General features: G+C 54.0%; 22 protein-coding genes. 20 read left to right on the top strand and 2 right to left on the bottom strand.

The features are described 5' to 3' along the window. The first annotated feature begins 38 nt into the window (after positions 1-38). The 19 genes from ACWVX6_RS04345 (at position 39) to ACWVX6_RS04435 (ending at position 20,234) form a co-directional block, all read left to right on the top strand. Positions 39-1,421 carry a UDP-N-acetylmuramoyl-tripeptide--D-alanyl-D-alanine ligase gene (locus ACWVX6_RS04345; RefSeq protein WP_455152442.1) on the top strand — a complete coding sequence of 461 codons (1,383 nt, stop codon included), beginning with the start codon at positions 39-41 and terminating at the stop codon, positions 1,419-1,421. Continuing rightward, entirely contained in the window at positions 1,418-2,401 is a 984-nt protein-coding gene (mraY, locus tag ACWVX6_RS04350; RefSeq protein WP_118760309.1) for a phospho-N-acetylmuramoyl-pentapeptide-transferase, read from the top strand. Before ACWVX6_RS04345 ends, mraY begins: the two co-directional genes overlap by 4 nt. A 22-nt stretch (positions 2,402-2,423) precedes the next feature. Then, the gene (locus tag ACWVX6_RS04355; protein ID WP_118760310.1) at positions 2,424-3,692 is read left to right on the top strand and encodes an FtsW/RodA/SpoVE family cell cycle protein; all 1,269 of its coding nucleotides are present in this window, start codon (positions 2,424-2,426) and stop codon (positions 3,690-3,692) included. A gap of 561 nt (positions 3,693-4,253) precedes the next feature. Then, entirely contained in the window at positions 4,254-5,393 is a 1,140-nt protein-coding gene (gene murG, locus ACWVX6_RS04360) for an undecaprenyldiphospho-muramoylpentapeptide beta-N-acetylglucosaminyltransferase (protein WP_270579428.1), read from the top strand. An 18-nt stretch (positions 5,394-5,411) separates the two neighbouring features. After that, entirely contained in the window at positions 5,412-6,485 is a 1,074-nt protein-coding gene (locus ACWVX6_RS04365) for a cell division protein FtsQ/DivIB (protein ID WP_455152452.1), read from the top strand. A 257-nt stretch (positions 6,486-6,742) separates the two neighbouring features. Continuing rightward, positions 6,743-7,897: a cell division protein FtsZ gene (gene ftsZ / locus ACWVX6_RS04370; protein ID WP_118360333.1), complete on the top strand. Its 1,155-nt coding sequence runs from the start codon at positions 6,743-6,745 to the stop codon at positions 7,895-7,897. 350 nt (positions 7,898-8,247) lie between these two features. Continuing rightward, a complete protein-coding gene (locus ACWVX6_RS04375) occupies positions 8,248-9,189 on the top strand; it encodes a magnesium transporter CorA family protein (protein ID WP_110436341.1) in 942 nt (313 codons plus the stop codon). 89 nt (positions 9,190-9,278) lie between these two features. Further along, positions 9,279-9,767 carry a DUF4830 domain-containing protein gene (locus ACWVX6_RS04380; RefSeq protein ID WP_455152443.1) on the top strand — a complete coding sequence of 163 codons (489 nt, stop codon included), beginning with the start codon at positions 9,279-9,281 and terminating at the stop codon, positions 9,765-9,767. A 181-nt stretch (positions 9,768-9,948) separates the two neighbouring features. Then, positions 9,949-10,668, top strand: coding sequence for a pseudouridine synthase (locus ACWVX6_RS04385; RefSeq protein ID WP_455152444.1), 720 nt, complete (start codon positions 9,949-9,951; stop codon positions 10,666-10,668). 224 nt (positions 10,669-10,892) lie between these two features. After that, a complete protein-coding gene (locus tag ACWVX6_RS04390; protein WP_110437201.1) occupies positions 10,893-11,984 on the top strand; it encodes a PucR family transcriptional regulator in 1,092 nt (363 codons plus the stop codon). A 208-nt stretch (positions 11,985-12,192) separates the two neighbouring features. Further along, positions 12,193-12,873 carry a cell division ATP-binding protein FtsE gene (gene ftsE, locus ACWVX6_RS04395; protein WP_110436343.1) on the top strand — a complete coding sequence of 227 codons (681 nt, stop codon included), beginning with the start codon at positions 12,193-12,195 and terminating at the stop codon, positions 12,871-12,873. After that, entirely contained in the window at positions 12,870-13,757 is an 888-nt protein-coding gene (ftsX, locus tag ACWVX6_RS04400) for a permease-like cell division protein FtsX (RefSeq protein ID WP_118564248.1), read from the top strand. Before ftsE ends, ftsX begins: the two co-directional genes overlap by 4 nt. Before the next feature lie 29 nt (positions 13,758-13,786). Continuing rightward, complete coding sequence (locus ACWVX6_RS04405; RefSeq protein ID WP_455152445.1) at positions 13,787-15,043, top strand: murein hydrolase activator EnvC family protein; 1,257 nt, start codon at positions 13,787-13,789, stop codon at positions 15,041-15,043. A 61-nt stretch (positions 15,044-15,104) separates the two neighbouring features. After that, positions 15,105-16,268, top strand: coding sequence for a S41 family peptidase (locus ACWVX6_RS04410; RefSeq protein ID WP_455152446.1), 1,164 nt, complete (start codon positions 15,105-15,107; stop codon positions 16,266-16,268). Positions 16,269-16,398: 130 nt separating this feature from the next. Further along, positions 16,399-16,872, top strand: coding sequence for a transcription elongation factor GreA (greA, locus tag ACWVX6_RS04415; protein WP_110436347.1), 474 nt, complete (start codon positions 16,399-16,401; stop codon positions 16,870-16,872). A 115-nt stretch (positions 16,873-16,987) separates the two neighbouring features. Beyond that, the gene (lysS, locus tag ACWVX6_RS04420) at positions 16,988-18,493 is read left to right on the top strand and encodes a lysine--tRNA ligase (RefSeq protein ID WP_455152447.1); all 1,506 of its coding nucleotides are present in this window, start codon (positions 16,988-16,990) and stop codon (positions 18,491-18,493) included. 249 nt (positions 18,494-18,742) lie between these two features. Beyond that, positions 18,743-18,919: a tyrosine-type recombinase/integrase gene (locus ACWVX6_RS04425; RefSeq protein ID WP_117489343.1), complete on the top strand. Its 177-nt coding sequence runs from the start codon at positions 18,743-18,745 to the stop codon at positions 18,917-18,919. Between the two features lie 4 nt (positions 18,920-18,923). Beyond that, positions 18,924-19,328 (top strand): hypothetical protein, encoded by a 405-nt coding sequence (locus ACWVX6_RS04430; protein WP_455152448.1) that lies wholly within the window; start codon positions 18,924-18,926, stop codon positions 19,326-19,328. Positions 19,329-19,433: 105 nt separating this feature from the next. Beyond that, positions 19,434-20,234: a DUF4866 family protein gene (locus ACWVX6_RS04435; protein WP_455152449.1), complete on the top strand. Its 801-nt coding sequence runs from the start codon at positions 19,434-19,436 to the stop codon at positions 20,232-20,234. 66 nt (positions 20,235-20,300) lie between these two features. On the opposite strand, the gene ACWVX6_RS04440 is transcribed toward ACWVX6_RS04435, so the two are convergent. Further along, entirely contained in the window at positions 20,301-21,629 is a 1,329-nt protein-coding gene (locus ACWVX6_RS04440; protein WP_455152450.1) for a threonine/serine ThrE exporter family protein, read from the bottom strand. A 511-nt stretch (positions 21,630-22,140) separates the two neighbouring features. Between ACWVX6_RS04440 and ACWVX6_RS04445 the strand changes: the two genes are divergently transcribed. Next, positions 22,141-22,500, top strand: coding sequence for an ArsR/SmtB family transcription factor (locus ACWVX6_RS04445; protein ID WP_118360372.1), 360 nt, complete (start codon positions 22,141-22,143; stop codon positions 22,498-22,500). A 121-nt stretch (positions 22,501-22,621) separates the two neighbouring features. Here the strand turns inward: ACWVX6_RS04445 and ACWVX6_RS04450 are convergent. Beyond that, positions 22,622-22,819 (bottom strand): hypothetical protein (locus ACWVX6_RS04450; RefSeq protein ID WP_455152451.1); only part of this gene is annotated, 198 nt, incomplete at its 5' end.

Here is a 22,819-nt window from a genome sequence, read left to right on the forward strand (position 1 = left end):
TCAATAAAGCAAAAGTAAAACCAACTGGGGGAAACGGCATGGAACGATTTACATTAGCGCAGGCGGCGGCATGGACACACGGCGAAGCGAGAGGCGAGGCGGCTCTGACGGCGGTCACGACCGATTCGCGGCAGATCCCGCCGGAGGCGCTGTTCCTGCCGATCAAGGGCGAGCGGTTTGACGCGCACGATTTCATCGGCAAGGCGATCGAGAACGGCGCGGCGGCAGTCATGAGTCATCGAGAAAACGAGGAATATCCGGTGCCGGCGCTGTACGTTGAGAACACCTCGCAGGCGCTGCTCGACCTCGCGGGCGGCTACCGCACGATGTGCGGCGGCAAGGTCGTCGGCGTGACCGGCTCGGTCGGCAAGACCACCACCAAGGAGCTGCTGTATGCCGTTCTCTCGCAGGGCTTCCGCGCACAGAAGACAGAAGGCAACCTGAACAATGAGATCGGTCTGCCGCTGACGCTCATGCGTATGACCCGGGATACCGAAGTGCTGGTAGCAGAGATGGGCATGAACCATTTCGGTGAGCTTTCCCGCATGACGGCGGCTGCCAAGCCGAATCTGGCGGTTATCACCAACATCGGCACCTCGCATATCGAGTTTCTTGGCTCGCGTGAGGGCATCTGCAAGGCCAAACTGGAGATTCTCGAGGGTCTGCAGGAGGGCGGCGCGGCTGTTCTCTGCGGCGATGAGCCGCTTCTGTGGGACAAACGCGAGAGCCTCGGCTGCAAGGTGGTAACTTATGGCATCGAAAATTCCGCCTGCGACCTTACTGCGGACTTGCACAGCGACGGTACATTTGATATAGTAAATAACGGTCTTGCCTCGGCGCACCTGCCGGTCGGAGAGAAATTCACCGCGAAGCTGAGTATTCCGGGCAAGCATAACGTGCTCAATGCACTGGCGGCGGCAGCCGTCGGTCTGCTGCTCGGTGAAACACCCGCGCTGATCGCGCAGGGACTTGTCAGCTATCAGGCAAGCGGCATGCGCCAGAACATCTATGAGCAGGATGGCTATCACATCTATGCGGACTGCTACAACGCAAGTCCGGATGCGATGGAGGCTACGCTGTCCGTGCTCGGCGGCATGGCCGGGGACGGCCGCCGGTTTGCGGTTCTCGGCTCGATGCTCGAGCTTGGCGATTACGCCGAGGAAGGTCATCGCCGTGCCGGTCGTGCGGCGGCGCAGTACGCGGACGCCCTGTACGCCTACGGTCCGGACGCAGCGGCCATGGTAGCCGGTGCCAGGGAGAAGGGCATGGAGCATGCGTATGCGTTCGACGACCAGACCGCACTTGTCGCGGCACTGCGCGAGGACGCGAAAAAAGGAGACGCGCTGCTGTTCAAGGGCAGCCGCGGCATGCGCATGGAACGCGCACTTGCAATGTTTTTAGGGGAGGAAGTTGAAGCATGAAACAGGCTGTGCTTGTTTTCGCGATCGCACTGGTGATTACGCTGGCTATCGGTCCGGCGGTCATCAATTATCTGCGAAAAATGAAATTCGGTCAGAAGATTCTCGAAATCGGACCGAAATGGCACATGAACAAACAGAATATTCCGACAATGGGCGGATTTATGTTCATTATCGGTATCGCGGCGGCAGTCATTATCGGCAATATCGTGATGGGTGAGATTTCGGTCTCGTCGCTTGCGGTGCTTGGCCTTGCCGTGGCGTACGGTGCGGTCGGTCTGGTCGATGACTACGCTAAGATCAAGAAAAAGGAAAACGCGGGTCTGACCCCGAAGCAGAAGCTGGTGCTCCAGATTCTGGTTGCCGGCGTGTTCATCCTCGTACTGTTCCTGGGGTCGAGCGGTCTGCCGCAGCTGTGGATTCCGTTCACGGGCATTTCGTTCAGCTGGCCGTGGCCGCTGTACATCGTGTTCGCGGCCTTCGTTATCGTCGGCGCGGACAACGCCGTCAATCTGACCGACGGCATCGACGGTCTGGCGGCAAGCGTTACACTTCCGGTTGCCATCTTCTTCGTGTTCGTCGGCTTCCGTCGCGGAGATATGGGCGTTGTGATCTTCTCGGCGGCACTCGCGGGTGCGCTGCTGGGCTTCCTGCGCTATAACTTCAATCCGGCCAAGGTGTTCATGGGCGATACCGGCTCGCTGTTCCTCGGCGGTGCGGTTGCCGGTCTGGCATTTGCGTGTGAAATGCCGCTCATCCTGCTGCTGGTCGGCTTGATCTACATCATCGAAACGCTGTCCGTTATCCTGCAGGTCACCTACTTCAAGGCGACCCACGGCAAGCGCCTGTTCAAGATGGCGCCGATCCACCACCACTTTGAAATGTGCGGCTGGTGCGAGAAGAAAATCGTGCTGGTATTCACCGGCATCACGGTTGTGCTGTGCCTGCTGGCCTACCATGTGGCGCTCGCACCGCTGTTTTAATTCGTAATTCGGAGGTAACCCTATGGCTTCGACAACTGGAAAGACGAATCCGCAGCACCGGCCGGCATCGCGCCGTCCCATGCCGCGGAATGCGCCGAGCGGCAAACCGGCGCGTCCTTCGCGGGAGCCGGTGCCGAAGGAGCGTTACCATACCGGCACCGCAAAGCCGAAGCGCAGACGCATGCGCAGCATGAAGGCGCACATCTGGGATACCGGTGTGTTCTTCTCGGTGCTGCTGCTGCTGATCACCGGTCTGATCGCGCTGTTCTCGGCAAGCTATACCAACGCGATGTTCTACAAGGGCAGCGCGACATACTTTATCATGCGTCAGGGCATTTTCGCCGCGATCGGTCTTGCGGCGATGATCGTTCTTTCCAAGATTCCGTACCGCATGTACGCGGGCATTCACAACATCATCATGTGGATATCGGTCGCGCTGCTGATTCTGGTTGTGATACCGGGCATCGGTACAACGGTTAATAATGCACAACGCTGGCTGTTCGGCTTTCAGCCGTCTGAGATCGCAAAGCTGACCGTCATCATCTGCTTTTCCTACTGGGTGGCGCGTGACCCGAAGAGCGTGCGCAGCGTCAAGACCATGGTGCAGCCGTACGGTCTGCTGCTGGCGCTGTACATCGGTCTGCTGTACCTGGAGCCACATACCTCGGCGATGATCATCATCTGCGGCATCGGCATTATCATCCTGCTGGCAGGCGGCATGCGCCTGTGGTACTTTGCGCCGATTCTGGGACTGGGTGCAGGCGTAGTTGCGGCATTCTATGTTGCGTTTAAGCATGTACGAGACCGTTTTGAGGTCTGGCTCAATCCGTTTTCGGATATGGCGAACAAAGGTCTGCAAGGCTCGATGAGCCAGATCGCCATCGGCTCGGGCGGCCTGCTCGGCCGCGGACTCGGCAACGGACTGCAGAAGCAGCTATACCTGCCGGAGCCGCATAATGACTTCATCTTCGCCACCTGGTGCGAGGAGATGGGTCTGATCGGCGCTCTGCTGGTCATTCTGCTGTTCGCGTACCTTATTTACCGCGGATTCCGTGTGGCGCGCTATGCACCGGATAAATTCGGCAGTCTTCTGGCGACCGGCATCACCGCCAAGCTGGCTATCCAGACGCTGATGAACCTGTTCGTTGTCACCGGCATCATGCCGGTAACCGGCGCGGCTCTGCCGTTTTTCAGCTATGGCGGCACAGCGCTGCTGCTGCAGCTCGGCGAGATGGGCATCCTGCTCAATATATCGCGGTATATGCGGATTGACGGAAGAAATCAGGATTAAGTTATGCCGATGGAGGCAATACCACATAATTGAACAAGAGCGATTTGCGAGTAAATTTTGCGTGCTGATTAGGCGCGGTTTTGCAGCAATACTTGATGTATTGCAAAAAAATGCAACGACATCAGGACGCAAAATTTCCGTAAAGCGCCGCAGTTTAATTGTGTGGTGTTGCCTCAAGGCTGTTTGCAGCATACAAACAGCCTTCGGTTTGTTCAAAAGCAGAAAATAACAATTTGGCTCTTTTCGCGCAATAGCGCGTATTTAATAGCATTTGCATAGCAAATGCCAAAAAAGCGGGAGCATGTATCGGCGCAGCGCGGCCGAGAAGCCGCGCAAGGGTAGCGCAGGATTTTTTGACTTTGGGAGGGAGAAAGTTTCCGTATGGGAACTTTCGGACGACTTTGGAACGGCCTGCGGTCCGTTCCTGCTTGTCGGCGAAACTGTAGTTTCGCGACAGCAAACTGTCAGGCAGTACCACATGATCCGGTAAACGGGCTTTGCCGGACCATGTGATCCTACCTTGCATTTGAAAAGTAACAAACAGGAGAGGGGAACTCAGTTTTGAAACTGTACATTACGGGAGGCGGCACGGGCGGTCACGTTACACCGGGTCTTGCCATTGCACGCTATTTTGAAAAAAAGCAGCCGCAGACGACGGTGCGTTTTGCCGGTTCGGCACGCGGCATTGAAAATAAGCTGGTCCCGCGTGAGGGATACCCGCTGGATACCATCGAGATCATCGGCATGTCGCGTTCGATGAGCCCGAAGGGCATTCTGCACAATCTGAAGGCGGCAAAGCTGGCTGTCTCGGCGGTCAGCAAGGCGAAGAAGCTGCTGAAACAGGCCAAGCCGGACTGCGTGATCGGCTGCGGCGGCTATGCGTCGTTTGCGGTGGTACGCGCGGCACAGCAGCTCGGCATTCCGACTGTTCTGCTCGAGGTCAACGCGCTGCCCGGCAAGGTAACGCAGATGCTCGCAAAGGACGCGGACCGCGTGCTCGTCTGCTTTGAACAGGCAAAGGAGCTGCTCGGCGGCGGAGATAAGATCATTCTGACCGGTGCGCCGGTGCGCGGTGAGATTCTGGCGGCAGACCGCGCAAAGGCACGCGAGAAGTTCGGTCTGACCGATGATGACCAGCTGGTCGTCTCCTTCTGGGGGTCGATGGGTGCAAAGTACATGAACGAGCACATGGCCGGTGAGCTGGCGCTCGAATGTAAAAACGGCGTGCCCTATCACCATGTTCACGCAACCGGTGCGGCGGCCTGTGAGTGGCTGCCCAGAATGGCGAAGGAGCAAGGCGCCGACTTTGATGAACACCCAAACATCGAAGTGACCGAGTACATCTACGACATGGCCGACCGCATGGCGGCGGCTGACCTGATCGTGTGCCGCGCAGGTGCGGCCACTCTCGGTGAGCTGTGCATGCTCGGCCGTCCGGCACTGCTGGTGCCGTCTCCGTATGTGGCGGAGAACCATCAGGAGAAGAACGCGCGCGCGCTCGAACAGGAGGGCGGCTGCCGTGTTCTGCTCGAGAAGGATGCCAACCCGCAGGTGCTGTACGACGAGATTCAGAATCTGCTGAGCGACCGCGACCGTCTGCACCGGATGGGGCACGACGCGACAAAGCTGGCGGCGCACGATGCAAGCGAGAAGATCTATCAGGAGATCCTCTGGGCAATCGAAAACCATGGCAAGAAGTAACAAAGAAGGGATGCTGTGATGAGACGCAGAAGGCGAAAAAAGCACACGCCCGACCAGATGGAGCAGCAGCGCCGCGGCAGGAAAATCTTTCGTGTGCTGGGACGCGTGCTGCTGACCGGTATTGTGCTGGCGGCTGCCGTGGTGGCGATGACCGTGTTCTTCAAGGTTAAGACCATTTCGGTGGAAGGCGCCAAGCAGTACGGCTCGGAGGAGCTGATCGCCGGTATGGATGTTCAAAAGGGCGATAATCTCTATCTGTGGAACAAAAACCGCGTATTGTCCGACCTGATGCACAGCTTTCCGTATCTGGAAAGCGCACAGCTGCGCCGCAGGCTGCCGGATGGACTGGTGCTGACTGTCACCGAATGCACAGCGGCGGCTGCCGTGAGGAATGAGGATAACACGTTCACTTATATCAGTGCGGGCGGCAAGGTGCTCGAGAACAACGCCGCGGACGGCGGTCTGCCGATCGTGCTCGGCGTTACGCTGAATGCACAGATCGGGGATTTCCTTGATACCGGCACGGATGCACACGTTGACGCCATGCTGAATGTGCTGGAGAACATGGATGCTGCCGGTCTGCTCGAAAAGATGAGCTTCCTCAATCTGAACGACCTGACCGATGTGCGCATCGGCTATGACAAGCGGTTCGACATTCGCGCAGGCGCACTGGACGATCTGACGTATCGTCTTCGGTTTGCACAGACCGTTATGAGCGATCGCCTTTCGGCATCGGATATCGGGCGGCTGTACTGGGATGCGCAGAACCGTCTGCACTTTGTGCCGGAGACGGCGGAGGATGTAGCACGCTCCGGTACCGATCAGGCAGGCGACAATCCGGTGACCTCGCCGGCGTACACCAATCCGGACGGCGAAGTCGGTACGACCGACAATACGAACGGCGATGACTCGACCGATTCGAGCAGCGACAGCTCGGACAGTTCGGATAACTCGGATTATTCCGATGATTCGGATTACTCGGACGATTCGTCCTATGACGATTCCTACGATGACGGCAGCTACGACGATTCCTACGACGAATCGTATTACGATGACAGCTATTATGACGACAGCTACGATGGCGAAGGCTGAGTTTTTCCTGCCTATACTGGCGAAAATAACCGAAAACACAGGAAAAAACGCGAAAAAATACAGCCTTTTTCCGTATCGCCCGCCGGTTTGCGGGAAAGACACGGAAAAGATTAAGTTTTTTTTGAGGAATTCGCTAATTCCTGTTGCAAAATAGAATAAATCGAGGTAAAATTAAAACAATAGGGGCGAAGTGCCCTCAAACGCGGTAATTGATAATCAAAGAACGATTCTTTATCATAAAACGGAGGACAACGACAATGGGTTTTGAGTTTGAACAGGGCTTGGATAACGTAGTAAACATTAAGGTCATCGGTGTCGGCGGCGGCGGCGGCAACGCTGTAAACCGCATGGTCGAGAACGGTGTACAGGGTGTTGAGTTCGTTTCCATCAACACGGATATGCAGGCTCTGAATTATTCGCAGGCCAGCACGAAGATCCAGATCGGCGAGAAGCTGACCAAGGGTCAGGGCGCAGGCGCAAATCCGGAGATCGGCCGCAAGGCTGCTGAGGAGAGCAAGGATCAGATCGCAGCGGCTCTCGCTAACACCAATATGGTATTTATCACCGCCGGCATGGGCGGTGGCACCGGCACCGGTGCAGCTCCGGTTGTTGCACAGATCGCTCGTGAGCTGGGCATCCTGACGGTCGGCGTTGTTACCCGTCCGTTCGCATTCGAGGGCAAGAAGCGTCTTGAGCAGGCGCTGAGCGGCATCGAAGAACTGAACAAGAATGTAGACTCCCTCGTTATCATCCCGAACGAGCGTCTGAAGTATGTATCCGAGCAGAAGATCACCTTCAAGAACGCATTCGAGATTGCTGACGGCGTTCTGCGTCAGGCAGTTAAGAACATTTCCGAGCTGATTACCGTTCCGGGCTTCATCAACCTGGACTTCGCGGACGTCACCTCCGTCATGAAGGACGCAGGCTTCGCTCACATCGGCACCGGCTCCGCTGCAGGCAAGGACAAGGCTGCAGAGGCTGCACGCGAGGCAATTTCCAGCCCGCTGCTCGAGACCTCGATCGACATGGCACACGGCGTTATCGTTTCCGTTATCGGCTCTGACGATATCGGTCTCGACGAGGTTGAGACTGCAGCTACCATGGTTCAGCAGGCGGCTCATCCGGATGCACACATCATCTTCGGTGCATTCATCGACGAGAACATGGACGACGAGATCCGCGTTGTTGTAATCGCAACCGGTTTCGACAATGTTCCGAACTCCGCAAAGATGAGCATGGACGGCAATAAGGACAAGGCTTCCGGCTCCACCGGCCTGTTCACCGAGGCTGCTACCGCAGCGGCTGACAAGAAGCCGGCTCGCGCAACCGCTTCCAAGCCGTCGTCCGATGTTGGCTCTGATGATGCTGCATTTGATGTTCTGATGCGCATCTTCGATAAGGACAACCGATAATCTAACTGATAGCTATTCAAAACAGCCCGTAACAGGGCTGTTTTGTCAGGTATGGGAAGGTTAATTTTAAGGCAACACCGCACAATTAAAGCAGCGGCGCTTTGCGGAAATTTTGTATTCTGATTTTGTTGCGATTTCTTGCAATACGGCAAGTATTGCTGCGAAACCGCGCCTCATCAGTACGCAAAATTTATTCGCAAATCGCTCTTGTTCAATTATGCGGTATTGCCTTAAATGAAATCCATATTAAAGGAGAGTGATCACCGTGAGTACGGACCCTGGAAGTAGACAAATAAATATTACTCGCGGTGGCATTTTCGAGGAGTGCCGCTGCTGAAAGGCGGTATAATATGGTTGAATTTTTCAAAACGGTGGACGGCCGCATCACAGAAGTGAGCGAGTTCACCGAGGGCTGCTGGGTCAACATGGTGCATCCCAGCTCGGACGAGCTGGAGCAGATCGCGCAGGCGGCTCAGGTTGAGGAAGAGTTTGTTCGCGCGGCGCTCGACCCGGAGGAAAGCTCGCGTGTCGATACCGAGGACGAGCAGCTCCTTATGATCGTCGATATCCCGATGGTGGAGAAAAGCTCGGTCGAGGACGGCGGACAGATGTTCACCACCATTCCTATGGGTATTGTCGTGGCGCAGAATGCGGTCATCACGGTTTGTCTGGAGGACAGCATCATCCTGCGCTCCATCGCGGAAGGTGCGGTAAAAGGCGTGCATACCTCGCTCAAGACGCGCTTTGTGTTCCAGATTCTGCTCCGCATTGCGGGCCGGTTCCTGAAAAATCTGCGTATGATCGAGCGTGACTTTACCCGCATCGAGAAGCGCCTGTACGACTCCCTTAAAAATGAGGAGCTGATCCAGCTGCTCGGACTGAGTAAATCGCTGGTTTACTTCTCCTCGTCACTCAAGGGCAACGAGGTTACGATGGAAAAGGTGCTGCGCGGCCGCGTGCTCAAGCTGTACGAGGACGACCGCGACATTCTGGAGGACGCGCTGATCGAGGTCCGTCAGGCCATCGAGATGGCGAATATCTATTCCAACATTATGGCGGGTACGATGGATGCTTATGCTTCCGTTGTTTCCAACAATCTGAATATCATCATGAAGGTTTTGACCATCCTGACCATCATCATGACGATTCCGAATATCGTGTTCGGCTTCTTCGGTATGAATATCGGCGAAGGACAGATACCGGGCGACTGGGTCTGGTGGATGCCGCTGGCCATTACGGTGGTTGGCTGCTTCTTTGCATGGTGGATGCTGAAGAAGAAAAATCTGGACTGATACAAGCTGCGCTTCCGAGAAATACTCGGAGGCGTTCTTTTTTGCCTTCTGTACGCATAGAATGAAGCAAAAGCAGGAGGGACAATGCCATGATCGTTTTTGCGGCAAAGGTGTCGGTGAGGAAAATCGTAGTGGGCGTGCTGGCGGTCGGGCTGGTGCTGGTCGGCGCGGCAGCGCTGCTGCCGAAAACGGCAGAGGCGGATACTGCGGTCAGCGCTGAAGGTGCAGCGCTCAGTGCAAAGCTGAAAACGAACGAGGACCGGGTGGCTCTGCTGACCGCATGCGGCTGGTCGGTGGAGAGTGAACCGGTCGGCACACAGGAGGTGCAGATACCCGATACCTTCGATGAGGTATATGAGCAGTACAACGCTATTCAGCAGGCGCAGGGACTGGATCTTACGCCGTATCAGGGCAAACGCGCCACGCTGTATACCTACGCGCTGACCGCCTATCCTACCGGGGAGCAGGGCGTGACCGCCAACCTTTTGGTGCGCAGCAACCGCCTGATCGCAGCGGATATCACATCCGCACAGACGGATGGATTTGTGCATGGCCTGCTGGATATGCCGCAGACCTGACAGTGGTTGACAATGACTTTCGGAAATTGCATAACTGTGCAATTCAACGAAAAAGTTATCATAGGTTTATGGTATCTATTGGTAACTTTCGGGGGATTGCACTTTTTTTGCATTTAGCTATTGTGCAATTTGCGAAAAAGTGTTATCCTTATAAAAGAAATGTATTGGCGGAGGGGACAAAATGCCACAGATGCGATTGGACAAATTGCTGTCCCACCTGAACTGCGGCAGCCGCAAGGAAGTGCAGGCACTCATTCGTGCGGGACGCGTCTCGGTGGACGGCACCGTGCAGAAGGATCCGGCGTTTAAGGTCGATCCCGACCGGTCGCAGACGGCGGTGGATGGCACCGTGCAGCGCTACCGCGCACAGCGGTACTATATGCTCAACAAGCCGATGGGTGTTATCACGGCAAGCCGTGACGAGCGTCACGATACCGTGCTTGAGTTGTTTCCGGCCGAGTTACGGCGCGGCCTGTTTGCGGTGGGAAGGCTGGACAAGGACACCGAGGGACTGCTGCTCATCACGGACGACGGCGCGCTCAGCCATGCGCTGATGAGTCCGAATCGCCATGTCGAAAAAGAGTACGAGGCGGTCGTGGACGGCGCGCTGGCAGCGGATGCAGTCTCACGCTTTGAGCAGGGCATGACCCTGCGGGACGGCACGGAATGCAAGGCGGCGAAGCTGGAAATCCTCGAGACCGAGCCGGAGCTGCGCGTGCGTGTGACGCTCAAAGAGGGCAAATACCATCAGGTCAAGCGCATGATCGCGGCAGTCGGCGGTACGGTAACGGCGCTCAAACGCCTGCGGCTGGGTGGTCTCTGGCTGGATAAAATACTCGCGCCCGGCGAATTTCGGGAACTGACACAGGAAGAATTGGAAAAACTTGCCTCGCAAACTTAAAAAACTTAAAAAATCTACAAATTTTTTTGAATTTTTTGTACAAAAATGCGCGGACATGTGATATAATGACTTAAAATGTATAGAGAACTTTTGGCGTTCTTGTGAAGAATGTCATAGGCAGAATCACCATTAGCGGTGAGAACACCATTAGGAGTAAGCGTTTCGGCGGACGGATGCGGAGTAAAGCGCCGGGGCGCGTGAAAAAGACGGGAAAGGTGATGGAAATGGCTTCGAGATTGTTCCAGTCGATTGTTTTGCAGATGAAGGATACGGTGGATCGTACGATCGGCATTGTTGACGCAAGCGGTGCGGTTGTAGCATGTACCGATCTGCCTCGTATCGGTGAAATGCGGGAGGAAGCAATCACTGAGCTGGGCTTCGCCGGCGAGATCGTTCGTTTCGGCGGTTATACTTATCATACAACGGGCGACCGTGCGTCGCGTCTGGAATACGCCGTATTCGTACAGGGCGAGGACGAGCTGGCGCGCAGCATCTGCTCGCTGGTTGCGGTTTCGATCAACAATATCAAGACGCTGTATGACGAAAAGCACGACAAGGCTACCTTCGTAAAGAATATCATTCTGGATAATATCCTGCCGGGCGATATTTATATCAAGTCCCGCGAGCTGCACTTCGGCAACGATGTGCCGCGCGTGGTATTCCTCGTGCGCCAGCAGGCGCCGGCCGATGTTGCCGCAATCGACGTGGTAAACGGCATGTTCCCGGACAAGCAGAAGGATTTCGTGCTGCATATCTCCGAGACGGACATCGTTGTTGTCAAGGAGGTCAAGGCGGGCAGTGAGATCAAGGATCTGATCAAGCTGGCAGACTCTATCGAGGAGACGCTGCTCAGCGAGCTGTCGGTCAAGTGCCTGATCGGCATCGGCTCGGTATCCTCCCAGATGAAGGATATCGCAAAGTCCTTCAAGGAGGCTACGACCGCAATCGAGGTCGGTGCGGTATTTGACACCGAGAAGAACATCATCAGCTTCGAGAATCTGGGCATTGGCCGTCTGATCTATCAGCTGCCGATCACGCTGTGTGAGATGTTCCTGTCCGAGGTATTCCGCAAGGGTTCGATTGACTCGCTCGATCAGGAGACGCTGTTCACGATTCAGAAGTTCTTCGAGAACAACCTGAACGTGTCCGAGACCTCGCGCAAGCTGTTCGTACACCGCAATACGCTGGTGTACCGCCTTGAGAAGATCAAAAAGCTGACCGGTCTGGACCTGCGTGAGTTCGATCACGCGATCGTATTTAAGGTAGCGCTTATGGTTCGAAAATACCTTGCAAGCCGCGAAGAAGGTACCAGATAATCGCTGTCTGTTCATAAAATCTACACAGAAAAAACGTAAATTGTGCAATAATGCCACAGTTTGTCGGCTTGCGCATAAACATGATATCTGTTATAATAGACAAAGGTGTATATGTTTACACCTTTGTCTTTTTTGTTTGCTGGAAGGCGAAAATGCCCAATCCGGGGCATTCGCACGCCTTCTGCGTTGGCACCGAGGAGGATTGCCTGTGATACGAATGAGTGAAGCCACCGTGGTTTACGAAAACGGAACCCGGGCGGTGAACAAGGCGAGTCTGCGTGTAGACGAGGGAGAATTTGTCTTTCTGGTCGGCGCGTCCGGCTCGGGTAAAACCACGATCATCAAGCTGCTGACCGGTGAGGTTCGGCCGAGCGAAGGCCGCGTTATCGTCAACAACTACGATATCGGCAGAATGAAAAAGCGGCAGATTCCGTATCTGCGCCGTACATTGGGCGTTGTCTATCAGGATTTCCGCCTGATCAACACCAAAACCGTTTACGAGAACGTCGCATTTGCCATGCGCGCCATCGGCGCCAAGGGCAAGGCCATCAAGCAGCGCGTGCCGTATGTGCTCGATCTGGTCGGCCTGGCCGACAAGGCGCACGAGAAGCCGATGAATCTTTCCGGCGGTGAGCAGCAGCGTGTCGCAATCGCGCGTGCGCTGGTCAACAACCCGCGCCTCATCATCGCGGACGAGCCGACCGGCAACCTCGATCCTGCGCGTTCGCTGGAGCTGATGACCCTGTTTGAAAAGATCAACGAGCTTGGCACGACCGTGCTGATCGTAACGCACGAAAAGGGTCTGGTAGACGAATTTGAAAAGCGCGTTGTTGTGATCGACAACGGTGAAGTCATCAGTGATCAGACAGGTGGGTATTATCAGATATGAGATCAATCGCTTACTATTGGAAGGAAGGCCTGCGCAACATTTTCAAGCACGGCTTCATGTCCGTGGCGGCCGTGGTGATCATGGTCGTAAGCCTGCTGCTGACAGGTACGGTTACGCTGGTGGCCTACAACATTACGAATAACATTACGAGACTGCAGCAGTCCAACCAGATCGTAGTCTGGATCGATGATTCGCTTACCACGCGTGAGGCGAAAACGCTGCAGACGCAGTTCGAGAAGATCGACAACATTGCGTCGATCGCCTTCGAGGACCGCGATGTCGCGCTGGAGCAGTACCGCAAGGAGCTGGGCGACGACGCGGACATCCTCGAGGATTACAACGCGGACAACAATCCGCTGCGCAACAGCTATGTGTTCACCCTGAGTGATTCCATGCAGGCGGACGCAACGATCAAGGAAATCGAAGCGGTTGACGGCGTTGCAAGCGTGCGTGCGGATGAGGATGTTATCCGCAAGCTGGTTCAGATTCAGCGCGTGTTCAACATGATCGCGGCAGCTATGATCGTTGGTCTGGCTGTTATCTCGATCTTCATCATCTCCAATACGGTAAAGCTGGCCATGTTTGCCCGCCGTGAGGAGATCTCCATCCAGAAGATGGTCGGTGCGACCAACTGGTTTATCCGCTGGCCGTTTGTCATCGAAGGCATGGTGCTCGGTCTGGTTGCCGGCGGACTGGCATTCCTCGCGGAATGGGGTCTGTACACCGAGCTGTACAACGTGGCAGGTACGGTTTCGCTGTCCTCGTTCCATCTGCTCTCGTTCGATGTGCTGCGCTGGTGGGTGCTCGGCGTGTACTGCGGTGCAGGCGCGTTGTTCGGCATCGGCGGTTCGGTAACGAGTATCCGCAAGTTTATGGATGTATAACGACTGCATAAAGGAGCGAATGTTTCAATATGATGAAAAAGAAAACCGTGCGCCTGATCTCCTGCATTATTGCGGGCATCCTGGTCGCAGCGATGGTGTTCTCGATGATCGCCTCCGGTCTGGTTTATGCCGGTGCGGTGAGCAGTAAGGAACTGAAAGGCAAGCTGTCCGATCTGGAGGATCAGAAGGCATCGGTCAAGGCGGAGCTGGATAGTCTGGCAGGCAAGGTGGATGAGGTTGCAAAGACCCGTGCCGCCCTGCAGAAAGAGATCAAGCTCACCAAGGAAGAAATTACGACGGTAACCGCGTATATCGACCGTCTGCAGGACCAGATCGACGTCAAGACGACCGAGCTGGATGCTGCGATCAAGGCGCTGGACAGCAAGAAGGAGCGTTTTTCTGAGACTGTCCGCACGACGTATGAGCAGGGTGAGACCAGCTATCTGGAGGTTCTGCTGAACGCATCCAACTTCTCTGATCTTCTCAGCCGTCTGGAGATTGTTTCCGCGATCATGGACGATAATAAGAAGATCGTAGCGGAGTACACCGCTGCCAAGGAGGATATTCAGCAGAAGCGCGATGACCTGCAGGCTACCCAGGACGAGCAGGTACAGTATCAGGAAAACCTGAAGTATAAGGCTGAGGAGCTGAAATCCAGCGAGGAGCAGCAGAAGGCACTGCAGAAGAGCCTGCAGGCGTACCAGAAGGAGCAGAAGGCCGAGTACGAGCGCATCACCAGCGAGATGGACACCGTAAGTGACCAGATCGCAGAGCAGTCCCGCAAGGAAGCTGCTGCGGCAGCAGCAGCGGCAGCGGCCGCAAAGAAGAAGGGCGGCAGCTCGTCCTCGTCGAGCAGCAGTTCGGCGGGCAATCTGAGCAGCGCAACGCTGACAAGCGGCACGTTCACTTGGCCGCTTCCGGGTTACACCAATAATTCGAGTGCCTATGGCTGGCGTGTACATCCGATCTACGGTACCCGCAAGTTCCACAAGGGCGAGGATATTCCGGCACCGACCGGCACACCGATCGTAGCAGCCGCATCCGGTACGGTTACTACCGCAGGCTGGGTTTCCGGCTACGGCAACTATACCGTTATCAATCACGGCGGCGGCGTCATGACGGCTTACGGTCATCAGTCTGCGATCCATGTTTCGGTTGGTCAGACGGTTTCCGCCGGTCAGACCATCGGTCTGGTAGGCTCTACCGGCAACTCGACCGGTCCGCATCTGCACTTTGAGGTGTATGTAAACGGTTCGACGCAGAACCCGATGAGTTACTTCAACTAACGCAATTACATAAAAGGGGAGAGTGTAACGCTCTCCCTTTTCTCGTGGAGGAGGACAAACCATGAAAAAACTGCGGGAGAGACAGGTCTCTCTGCGGACAGCGCTGACCATGTGTGCTGCGGCAGGCGCGATAACGGCAGTCATCTGCCTGATTTCCACCGGCTGGAACACCAACGAGGTCGGGAAAAAGCTGCGTGAGATCGACCGGCTGGTATCGGACAAGTACGTTGGTGAACTGGACGCGGACAATGTTGCGGATTATGCTGCGGCAGGCTATATTACCGGTCTGGGAGACAAGTGGTCGTCGTATATTCCTGCGGAAAACTACGAAGCCTACCGCATGAGCGGTGAGGGCAAGGGCTGCGGCATCGGCGTTTCGGTGACGAGCACCGAGACGAGTATTCGCGTTACGCTCGTGTATGATGATTCGCCTGCGGCGAAGGCCGGCATCGAAAAGGGCGATTACATTCTCGGTACGGGAGATCTGACGACCGAAAAGGACGGTTCGAGTGCGGTTATCAGCGCGATTTCCGGCAAAGAGGGGACCGATGTGACCGTCACGGTCAAGAAGGCAGACGGCTCCGCCAAGGAACTGACCATGCAGCGTGCCGTTGTCACGCAGAAGATGGCATGGGGCAAAATGCTGAATGATAAAATCGGCTACATCCGCATCGAGAACTTCCATGACGGCTGCGCCGATCAGTTCAAGACGGCGCTGCAGTCGCTGACCGACAGCGGCGCACAGTCGCTTGTCATTGACGTGCGCCACAACGGCGGCGGTCGTGTCAAGGAGATGAGCGCGGCACTCGATCCGCTGCTCGGCGAGGGCACCATTATGACGCTGCGCATGAAAAACGGCTCGGAGACCGTTTACACCTCGGATGCAGACCGTATTGACCTGCCAATCGCGGTGCTCATTGACGACCAGAGCATTTCGGCGGCAGAATTTTTCGCGGCGGCGCTGCAGGAGTACGACCGCGCAACGCTCGTCGGCACGCACACCACCGGCAAGGGACGCGCTCAGCGCACCTACCAGCTGAGCGACGGCTCGGCGGTCAATCTGTCTGTCGAAGAATACTTTACGCCCAAGGGCAAAAGCCTTGCGGATGTCGGCATTGCGCCGGATATTGAGGTGAAGCTGACCGATGAGCAGACGCAGAACTTTTTCTTCCTGACGCCGGAAACCGATCCGCAGCTTCAAAAAGCGATAGAAACTGTGGGATAATCGAGCACTCCGGCAGAAAATCGGACAGAAAATGGTCGAATCGCTTGACATGGCATTGGTGCTTAATTTATAATATAGTGTACTGTACGGCTCGAAAGCCGATGACACTGAGTAAGAAGGGTTTGCAAACATGGCAAAAGAAATTAAACTGACACAGGAAAGTCTGGACGCATATAAGGACGAACTGGAATATCTGAAAACTACCCGTGCGGATGAGGTTGCAGAGCAGCTGAAGGAAGCACGCTCCTTCGGCGACCTGTCCGAGAACGCCGAGTACGATGAAGCCAAGAACGAGCAGGGCAAGCTGTATTCCCGCATTGCCGAGCTTGAGGAGATCATCAAGCACGCAGTCGTTGTAACCGGCGACAGCTACGCTGCAGACGAGGTTTCTCCCGGCTGCCGTTTTATTGTTAAGGATCTCGAGGAGGACGAGGAAGAGGAGTACCACTTCGTCGGCTCTCAGGAGGCCGATCCGATGGACGGCAAGATCTCCGATGAGTCTCCGTTCGGCAAGGCTATGCTGGGCAAGAAGGTCGGCGATGTTGTTGAGGTCGAGGCACCGATCGGCATCGTAAAGTACGAGATCCTCAAGATCGAGAAGTAAATTACCTTTATCGCAAGTGAAAAGCGAAGTCACTATTTCAGGTAACACCAAACAATTTGACAAAGGCGAGTTGTTTGGCGCTGCCGTCAAAAATTTTATGAAAGATGGGGAAGATATGGCAGAACAGCATCAGGCGCAGGATCAGCACGAGCAGACCGCGGAGGAACTGCACGAGCTGAAGCGCATTCGCCGCGAAAAGCTGGCAGAGCTGCAGGCTGCGGGCAAGGACCCGTTCCAGCAGGTTCGCTTTGAGCGCGATCATTATACCACCGATATTCACGAGCATTTTGATGAGTTGGAAGGCAAGACCGTTCGTCTGGCAGGCCGCATGATGTCCAAGCGCATCATGGGCAAGGCTTCCTTCTCGGATATGCGCGACCGCTACGGCCGTCTGCAGCTTTATATCAAGCGCGACAACGTAGGCGAGGACGTATACAAGGGCTACAAGAAGTTCGATATCGGTGATATCATCGGTATCGAGGGCGAGGTATTCCGTACCCAGAAGGGTGAGATTTCGGTTTCCGTAACCGAGCTGACGCTGCTTTCCAAAAACCTTGCACCGCTGCCGGAGAAGTGGCACGGTCTGAAGGATACCGATATGCGTTACCGTCAGCGCTATGTTGACCTGATCGTCAATCCGGAGGTACGCGATACCTTTGAGAAGCGCTCCGCTATCGTGCGCGAGATCCGCAACTTTATGGATTCCCGCGGTTTTATGGAGGTTGAGACCCCGTGTCTGAACACCATTCCGGGCGGTGCTGCGGCTCGTCCGTTCATCACCCATCACAACGCGCTGGATATTGATATGTATCTGCGTATTGCGACCGAGCTGCACCTCAAGCGCCTGATCGTAGGCGGTCTGGAGCGCGTATACGAGATCGGCCGTATTTTCCGCAACGAGGGCATGGACACCAAGCACAATCCGGAGTTCACCACCATCGAGCTGTATCAGGCATACACCGATTACCACGGCATGATGGATATTACCGAGGACATGGTAATCCATGTCTGCGAAAAGGTTCTGGGCAGCACCAAGGTGATGTATCAGGGCGTGGAGATCGATTTCTCCAAGGGCTGGAAGCGCATGACCATGGCTGAGGCTGTCAAGGAGTATGCCGGCATCGACTTTATGGCACTCACTCCGGAGGAGGCGCTCGAAGCCGTTAAGGCGAAGGGCCTCGAGATCGAAAAGGGCAAGGAGAGCTGGGGCGACCTGATGAGCCTGTGCTACGACGAGTACGTTGAGGAGAATCTCATGCAGCCGACCTTCATCACCGATTACCCGGTTGAGATTTCTCCGCTGGCAAAGCGCAAGCCGTCCGACCCGCGTCTGACCGAGCGCTTCGAGTGCTTTGTTTACGGCCGCGAGCTGTGCAATGCATTCTCCGAGCTGAACGACCCGATCGACCAGAAGGAGCGCTTCGAGCGTCAGGTTGCTCTGCGCGCCGCAGGCGACGAGGAAGCCGGCATGATGGACGAGGATTTCATCAATGCGCTGGAATACGGTATGCCTCCCACGGGCGGCATGGGCATGGGCATTGACCGTCTGGTCATGTTCCTGACCGACGCTGCATCCATTCGCGACGTTCTGCTGTTCCCGACAATGAAGCCGCTGGACTAAAAAGTCTAGATATACCGTCACTTTTGGGCATTGTGGGATTGGTTTGACACCAATTTGACACCACATATGAACAAAATGGCTTTACAGAAAGTAAGGAGTTATCCGTTTGGGATAGCTCCTTTTTTCGAATTCTTTTTATGAAGAAATTTCAAGCAAAACACTCCTTTCTCTCATAAAGAGATAATTGATGTATGTGCGTACTGATTAAATTTAACGGAGCAGTGTCTCCTCTTTACAATCAAAACATATATGTTGCGGCATACGTTCTGTACGAGGATGATTCTGGGCGGAATAGACTTGAAAACAGTCCAGATTATCATGGGGCACGCAAATGCCGAAACAACCATGCGCGTTTATGCAAACGTGACCAAAGCGCAAGCCCAGAATGAGATGATGCGAATGGAGGGAAAGATGAAGCTGAAGTAGAATTATGCAACTCAAATCCTGTTTGAGGACACTTGGTTTTTCTGCTACCAATGATATATTTGCGGAAAATGCGTGGTATTTCAGAAATGCACTTGTCCGTGCAAACTATACGAACCTGCAGGAAGGTATTCACGAAACAACGGAGTATCTGGAAGTGTTTTTCAGAAATCTGCTTTTGAACGAGAAGAATGAGCTTCATAATCGCAATCTACATATAAGTGGACTTTTGAATGAAGAAAAAGTGGATATGGGAAATGCGAAAGTGGATATTGAGAATGAAAAAGTGGACATTGAAAGCGTGCTTTCCGAGAAAGGCAGTAATTTCTCAGTAAAAACGACGGTTCATATTCATAGACTCTTTTGTGAATGCTACCCTAATAGTTGGCCACAGGAGATGCGGGAGGTTTGACGGTTACGTTATAATTTGAAAAATACGATTGACATACGAGATAAACAGGGCTATGCTTGTATTGCAAAAAAGCAAGCTCTTGACAGTGCATGAGGAGGAATTATCATGACATCACTTTTTCCAAGAGAGGAACACGCCGAAGCACTGTTCCACAGAATTCTGAGCAATCCGGGTGCAGAGCAGCAGTTGTACGAAACCTTCTGCATGGAGCAGGAGAATGCATCGTTTGAGGATGGCGGCGGTGCAGAGTGCAGCTTTGCGAAAGCGCTTTTGCAGGCTTACGAGAACCGCGATATTTCCGCGCTGACGATTGCGCTATGCAATAACACGATGTTCGATCTGCTGCGCACAGCCTATCTTATTCCGTATCGCTTTCATGGCAAAAACGGCGGGAATCCCAGACTGCTGACCGATGCGAACGGTGAGGTGCGCGAGGAATACCGCAATGCCGTCTCGGCACGAGAGCTGCGCAAGTTCCACGATATTTACCGTCAGCACCTGTCTGTACCGCGTGCGGCGCTCTACCTGGCCGATGGCAGTCATCTGCGCCACAAGTACACCAAGGACATGCAGGTGCGGGAGATGTATTCGCCGTCCCGCCGCGGCGTGCTGACGCTGTACGCGCTGCCGGATACGGTCGAGCAGGGTCTGACCGAAGCACAGGCGTACAACATCGTCTGGGACGCATTCAATGAAATCCAGCAGAGGTGTCCGACCGCGATGGTATTCTACGGTCAGGACACCGGCTACAAGTTGCAGAAAAGCCACGATGAACTGGGCGTTCTGCTGCCGCTTAAGGAGTTTGAACATAACATCCTGCACCATCTCGAGCAGGTGGACGGCATTGTGCTGCGCTGTCGTGAGAAGATGATCCATCAGGCTGGCAAGGACTCGCTGCCGCTGTAAAAAGCATAACAAAACCGCTGCTATGAGGAAAACTCACAGCAGCGGTTTTGGCTTGTCTGCAGAAAATCAGGTGCAGTAACGGAACATCTTATCCGTCATAATACGGGCGAAGATCAGTCCGAGCGGAAGCGCGAGAATGATCAATGTGGCAGACGCGAACCACGAAGCGGAAATGCTCAGGTTCATCATACCGAGATTGTAAATTGCGCGGTAGAGATACAGGCCGGGCACCATAATCACAATAGATGGCACTGTAATCGCGATGCGCGGAAAACCGGAGTGCTTTTTGTACGCAGAAGCCAGCAGTCCGGCGATCATGGCCGCGAAAAATGCGGCAGCCGCAGGCGGCAAAGATGCAAGGTCAACCAGCTCCAGACGCAGCGTGTTGGATATTGCGCCGATAACCGCGGCGGACATCGCCAGTGGTACCGGGCTGTTGAACATGATCGAAAAGCCGAACACACCGCAGAAGCTGGTGAGCAGGCGGAATACGATATACTGCAGCATGCTGAGGTTCAGCGGCAGAAAATCTACCGGTTTGAGGTGCAGCGCGAGCGCCATCAGCCATGCGGCCATCGTGGCAATCAATACGATCATTACCGCGTAGCTGAGCCGTTCGAGACCTGACCGCATATCCAGCTTGGCCATGTCGATGCCGCTGGTGATGAACGGAAATCCGGGAATGATGAATAGCATGGAGCAGATGTAGCCGGCTTCGTGCTGGACATTGATGCCGCAGGTCATCTCGGCAATCTTGAGACAGCCCGCGTACACCAGACAGGCTGCTGCGACCGAAACAGTCGTGCAGAGCACAAGCGTCAGATGGTGCTTGGACAGCTTGCAGCGCACGGCGTTGCCGATACCCGCGCCAAAGAATGCGAGTATCATCTCGACCCAGCCGCCGCCGAGCAGAAACGTAAATGCACCGCAGGCGAGGGCAGCCGCCAGACCGAGCATCAGTGGCGAATACAGTCCGTGCACCTGCTCGATTTCGTCAAGGTGGGTGTGCAGCTGCTCGCCGGTCATACGGGAGCAGATGTCGGCAAACTCAGCGACGAACTGCTCGAGTCGGTTGAGCTTTGAGGTGTTGACGCCTGTGCTGGTCAGCGTGAGCGTTTGCGAAAATGCCTGTTCACCGTCAAAGCAGGTGTATTCGATCGAGGTCAGACCAATGTCGGCTGCACAGACCAGCCCCAGCTCCTCCGCGAGCGTGTTCATCGAACTGCGGACACGCCATGCACCGGTGCCGCATGAGAGCAGCATCAAGCCGGTGCGGCCGATGACGGAGGCCTTCTCGCGCAAGGGCGCGGCAGAGATCGGTAGAGTAGTATCATGTGATGTGTAATCGTGCCACGCAATGTGCATGTGGTTGGGGCGAAAAGCAGTTTGCGGCATAGTAATGCACTTCCTTATATGGCTGTATTGTAGTCGTTCTGTGCAGTAAAGTCAATAGATGAATGTAGAAAACGTCTGTTCAATTATTTGTAAAAGAAATTCCTGTTGGGTGTGGAATTTAGCCTTACAAACTTATTCGCTGTTCACCTGTAGTGGTAAAAATCACATATTTTGCAGAGTCGCCGTATTCTGAGCACTTTGCCTGTGAAGCTTTCAGTAGTTTTGCTTTTTCAACTTCTTTATTAATCTCATATATCTGCTTCTTGGCCAGTTTGGGATTAAAAGTAACAATCCTTTTTTCTGTTATCTTGAACTTTTTAATTTTTCCTGTTTCGGAGTCCTTGAATTTATATTCAAACTCATCTACACATTCTTTGATGCGGTATAAAAGTATTAAGCAGTTAAAAACAAAAATCCAAGAAGATATTTACTAATCTTATTGACATAGAAAAATAAATGAATATAATCATAGTTGAACAACTATTCAACTAAAATTATACGAGGTAAGTGTATGCCTAAACCGTCTTATATTTGTAATTGCGATGTAATTCATGAGGATATTGTGAATGATGTGAAATCCAAGATGCAACCCAAAGATGATTATATCCAGTTGGCATCTTTATTTAAGCTATTTGGAGATGGTACCAGAGTACAAATCTTACACGCTCTGGAACAGAGTGAGATGTGTGTATGTGATCTTGCTGTGCTACTGGGGGTAACGAAATCCGCAATCTCACACCAGTTAAAGGCATTGCGTCTTGCGAATCTGGTAAAATTCCGTAAAGAAGCACAGATAGTTTACTACTCGCTGGCAGATGATCATGTGAAAGAGATTATTGACAAGGGATTTGAGCATCTTTGGCAGAAATAATATTTTTAAATATTATAGTTGAGTAATTGAACAATTAAACAAATTATAGAGTAGGGATGCGCTGATTGCTGCAGGTTATGATCCGTATAAAAAATGCAATCCATAAAAATGTGTCAGATATTTAAAAAATATGGAAGAGGAAGGCTGTAGTTCTATATTGCAATACTTCTTCTTTGCGCATATTGGATATGTTGTTGAGGGCGACTGTTGCACGCAGAAGATAAGTTGCGCCGGTCTGCGATAATGTGCTGTTTGTATAAGGAAAAGGACAAGGAGTTATGATGAATTTTAGTGGTATATTGATTGGTGTGCTTACCTT

The sequence above is a fragment of the Butyricicoccus sp. genome (assembly GCF_977037065.1).

What these genes read in the sequence shown, in the direction of transcription:
- ACWVX6_RS04345 (WP_455152442.1), top strand. Translation starts at nt 39, where the DNA reads ATGGAACGATTTACATTAGCGCAGGCGGCGGCATGGACACACGGCGAA.
- mraY (WP_118760309.1), top strand. Translation starts at nt 1,418, where the DNA reads ATGAAACAGGCTGTGCTTGTTTTCGCGATCGCACTGGTGATTACGCTG.
- ACWVX6_RS04355 (WP_118760310.1), top strand. Translation starts at nt 2,424, where the DNA reads ATGGCTTCGACAACTGGAAAGACGAATCCGCAGCACCGGCCGGCATCG.
- ACWVX6_RS04365 (WP_455152452.1), top strand. Translation starts at nt 5,412, where the DNA reads ATGAGACGCAGAAGGCGAAAAAAGCACACGCCCGACCAGATGGAGCAG.
- ftsZ (WP_118360333.1), top strand. Translation starts at nt 6,743, where the DNA reads ATGGGTTTTGAGTTTGAACAGGGCTTGGATAACGTAGTAAACATTAAG.
- ACWVX6_RS04375 (WP_110436341.1), top strand. Translation starts at nt 8,248, where the DNA reads ATGGTTGAATTTTTCAAAACGGTGGACGGCCGCATCACAGAAGTGAGC.
- ACWVX6_RS04380 (WP_455152443.1), top strand. Translation starts at nt 9,279, where the DNA reads ATGATCGTTTTTGCGGCAAAGGTGTCGGTGAGGAAAATCGTAGTGGGC.
- ACWVX6_RS04385 (WP_455152444.1), top strand. Translation starts at nt 9,949, where the DNA reads ATGCCACAGATGCGATTGGACAAATTGCTGTCCCACCTGAACTGCGGC.
- ACWVX6_RS04390 (WP_110437201.1), top strand. Translation starts at nt 10,893, where the DNA reads ATGGCTTCGAGATTGTTCCAGTCGATTGTTTTGCAGATGAAGGATACG.
- ftsX (WP_118564248.1), top strand. Translation starts at nt 12,870, where the DNA reads ATGAGATCAATCGCTTACTATTGGAAGGAAGGCCTGCGCAACATTTTC.
- ACWVX6_RS04405 (WP_455152445.1), top strand. Translation starts at nt 13,787, where the DNA reads ATGATGAAAAAGAAAACCGTGCGCCTGATCTCCTGCATTATTGCGGGC.
- ACWVX6_RS04410 (WP_455152446.1), top strand. Translation starts at nt 15,105, where the DNA reads ATGAAAAAACTGCGGGAGAGACAGGTCTCTCTGCGGACAGCGCTGACC.
- greA (WP_110436347.1), top strand. Translation starts at nt 16,399, where the DNA reads ATGGCAAAAGAAATTAAACTGACACAGGAAAGTCTGGACGCATATAAG.
- lysS (WP_455152447.1), top strand. Translation starts at nt 16,988, where the DNA reads ATGGCAGAACAGCATCAGGCGCAGGATCAGCACGAGCAGACCGCGGAG.
- ACWVX6_RS04425 (WP_117489343.1), top strand. Translation starts at nt 18,743, where the DNA reads ATGTTGCGGCATACGTTCTGTACGAGGATGATTCTGGGCGGAATAGAC.
- ACWVX6_RS04430 (WP_455152448.1), top strand. Translation starts at nt 18,924, where the DNA reads ATGCAACTCAAATCCTGTTTGAGGACACTTGGTTTTTCTGCTACCAAT.
- ACWVX6_RS04435 (WP_455152449.1), top strand. Translation starts at nt 19,434, where the DNA reads ATGACATCACTTTTTCCAAGAGAGGAACACGCCGAAGCACTGTTCCAC.
- ACWVX6_RS04440 (WP_455152450.1), bottom strand. Translation starts at nt 21,629, where the DNA reads ATGCCGCAAACTGCTTTTCGCCCCAACCACATGCACATTGCGTGGCAC.
- ACWVX6_RS04445 (WP_118360372.1), top strand. Translation starts at nt 22,141, where the DNA reads ATGCCTAAACCGTCTTATATTTGTAATTGCGATGTAATTCATGAGGAT.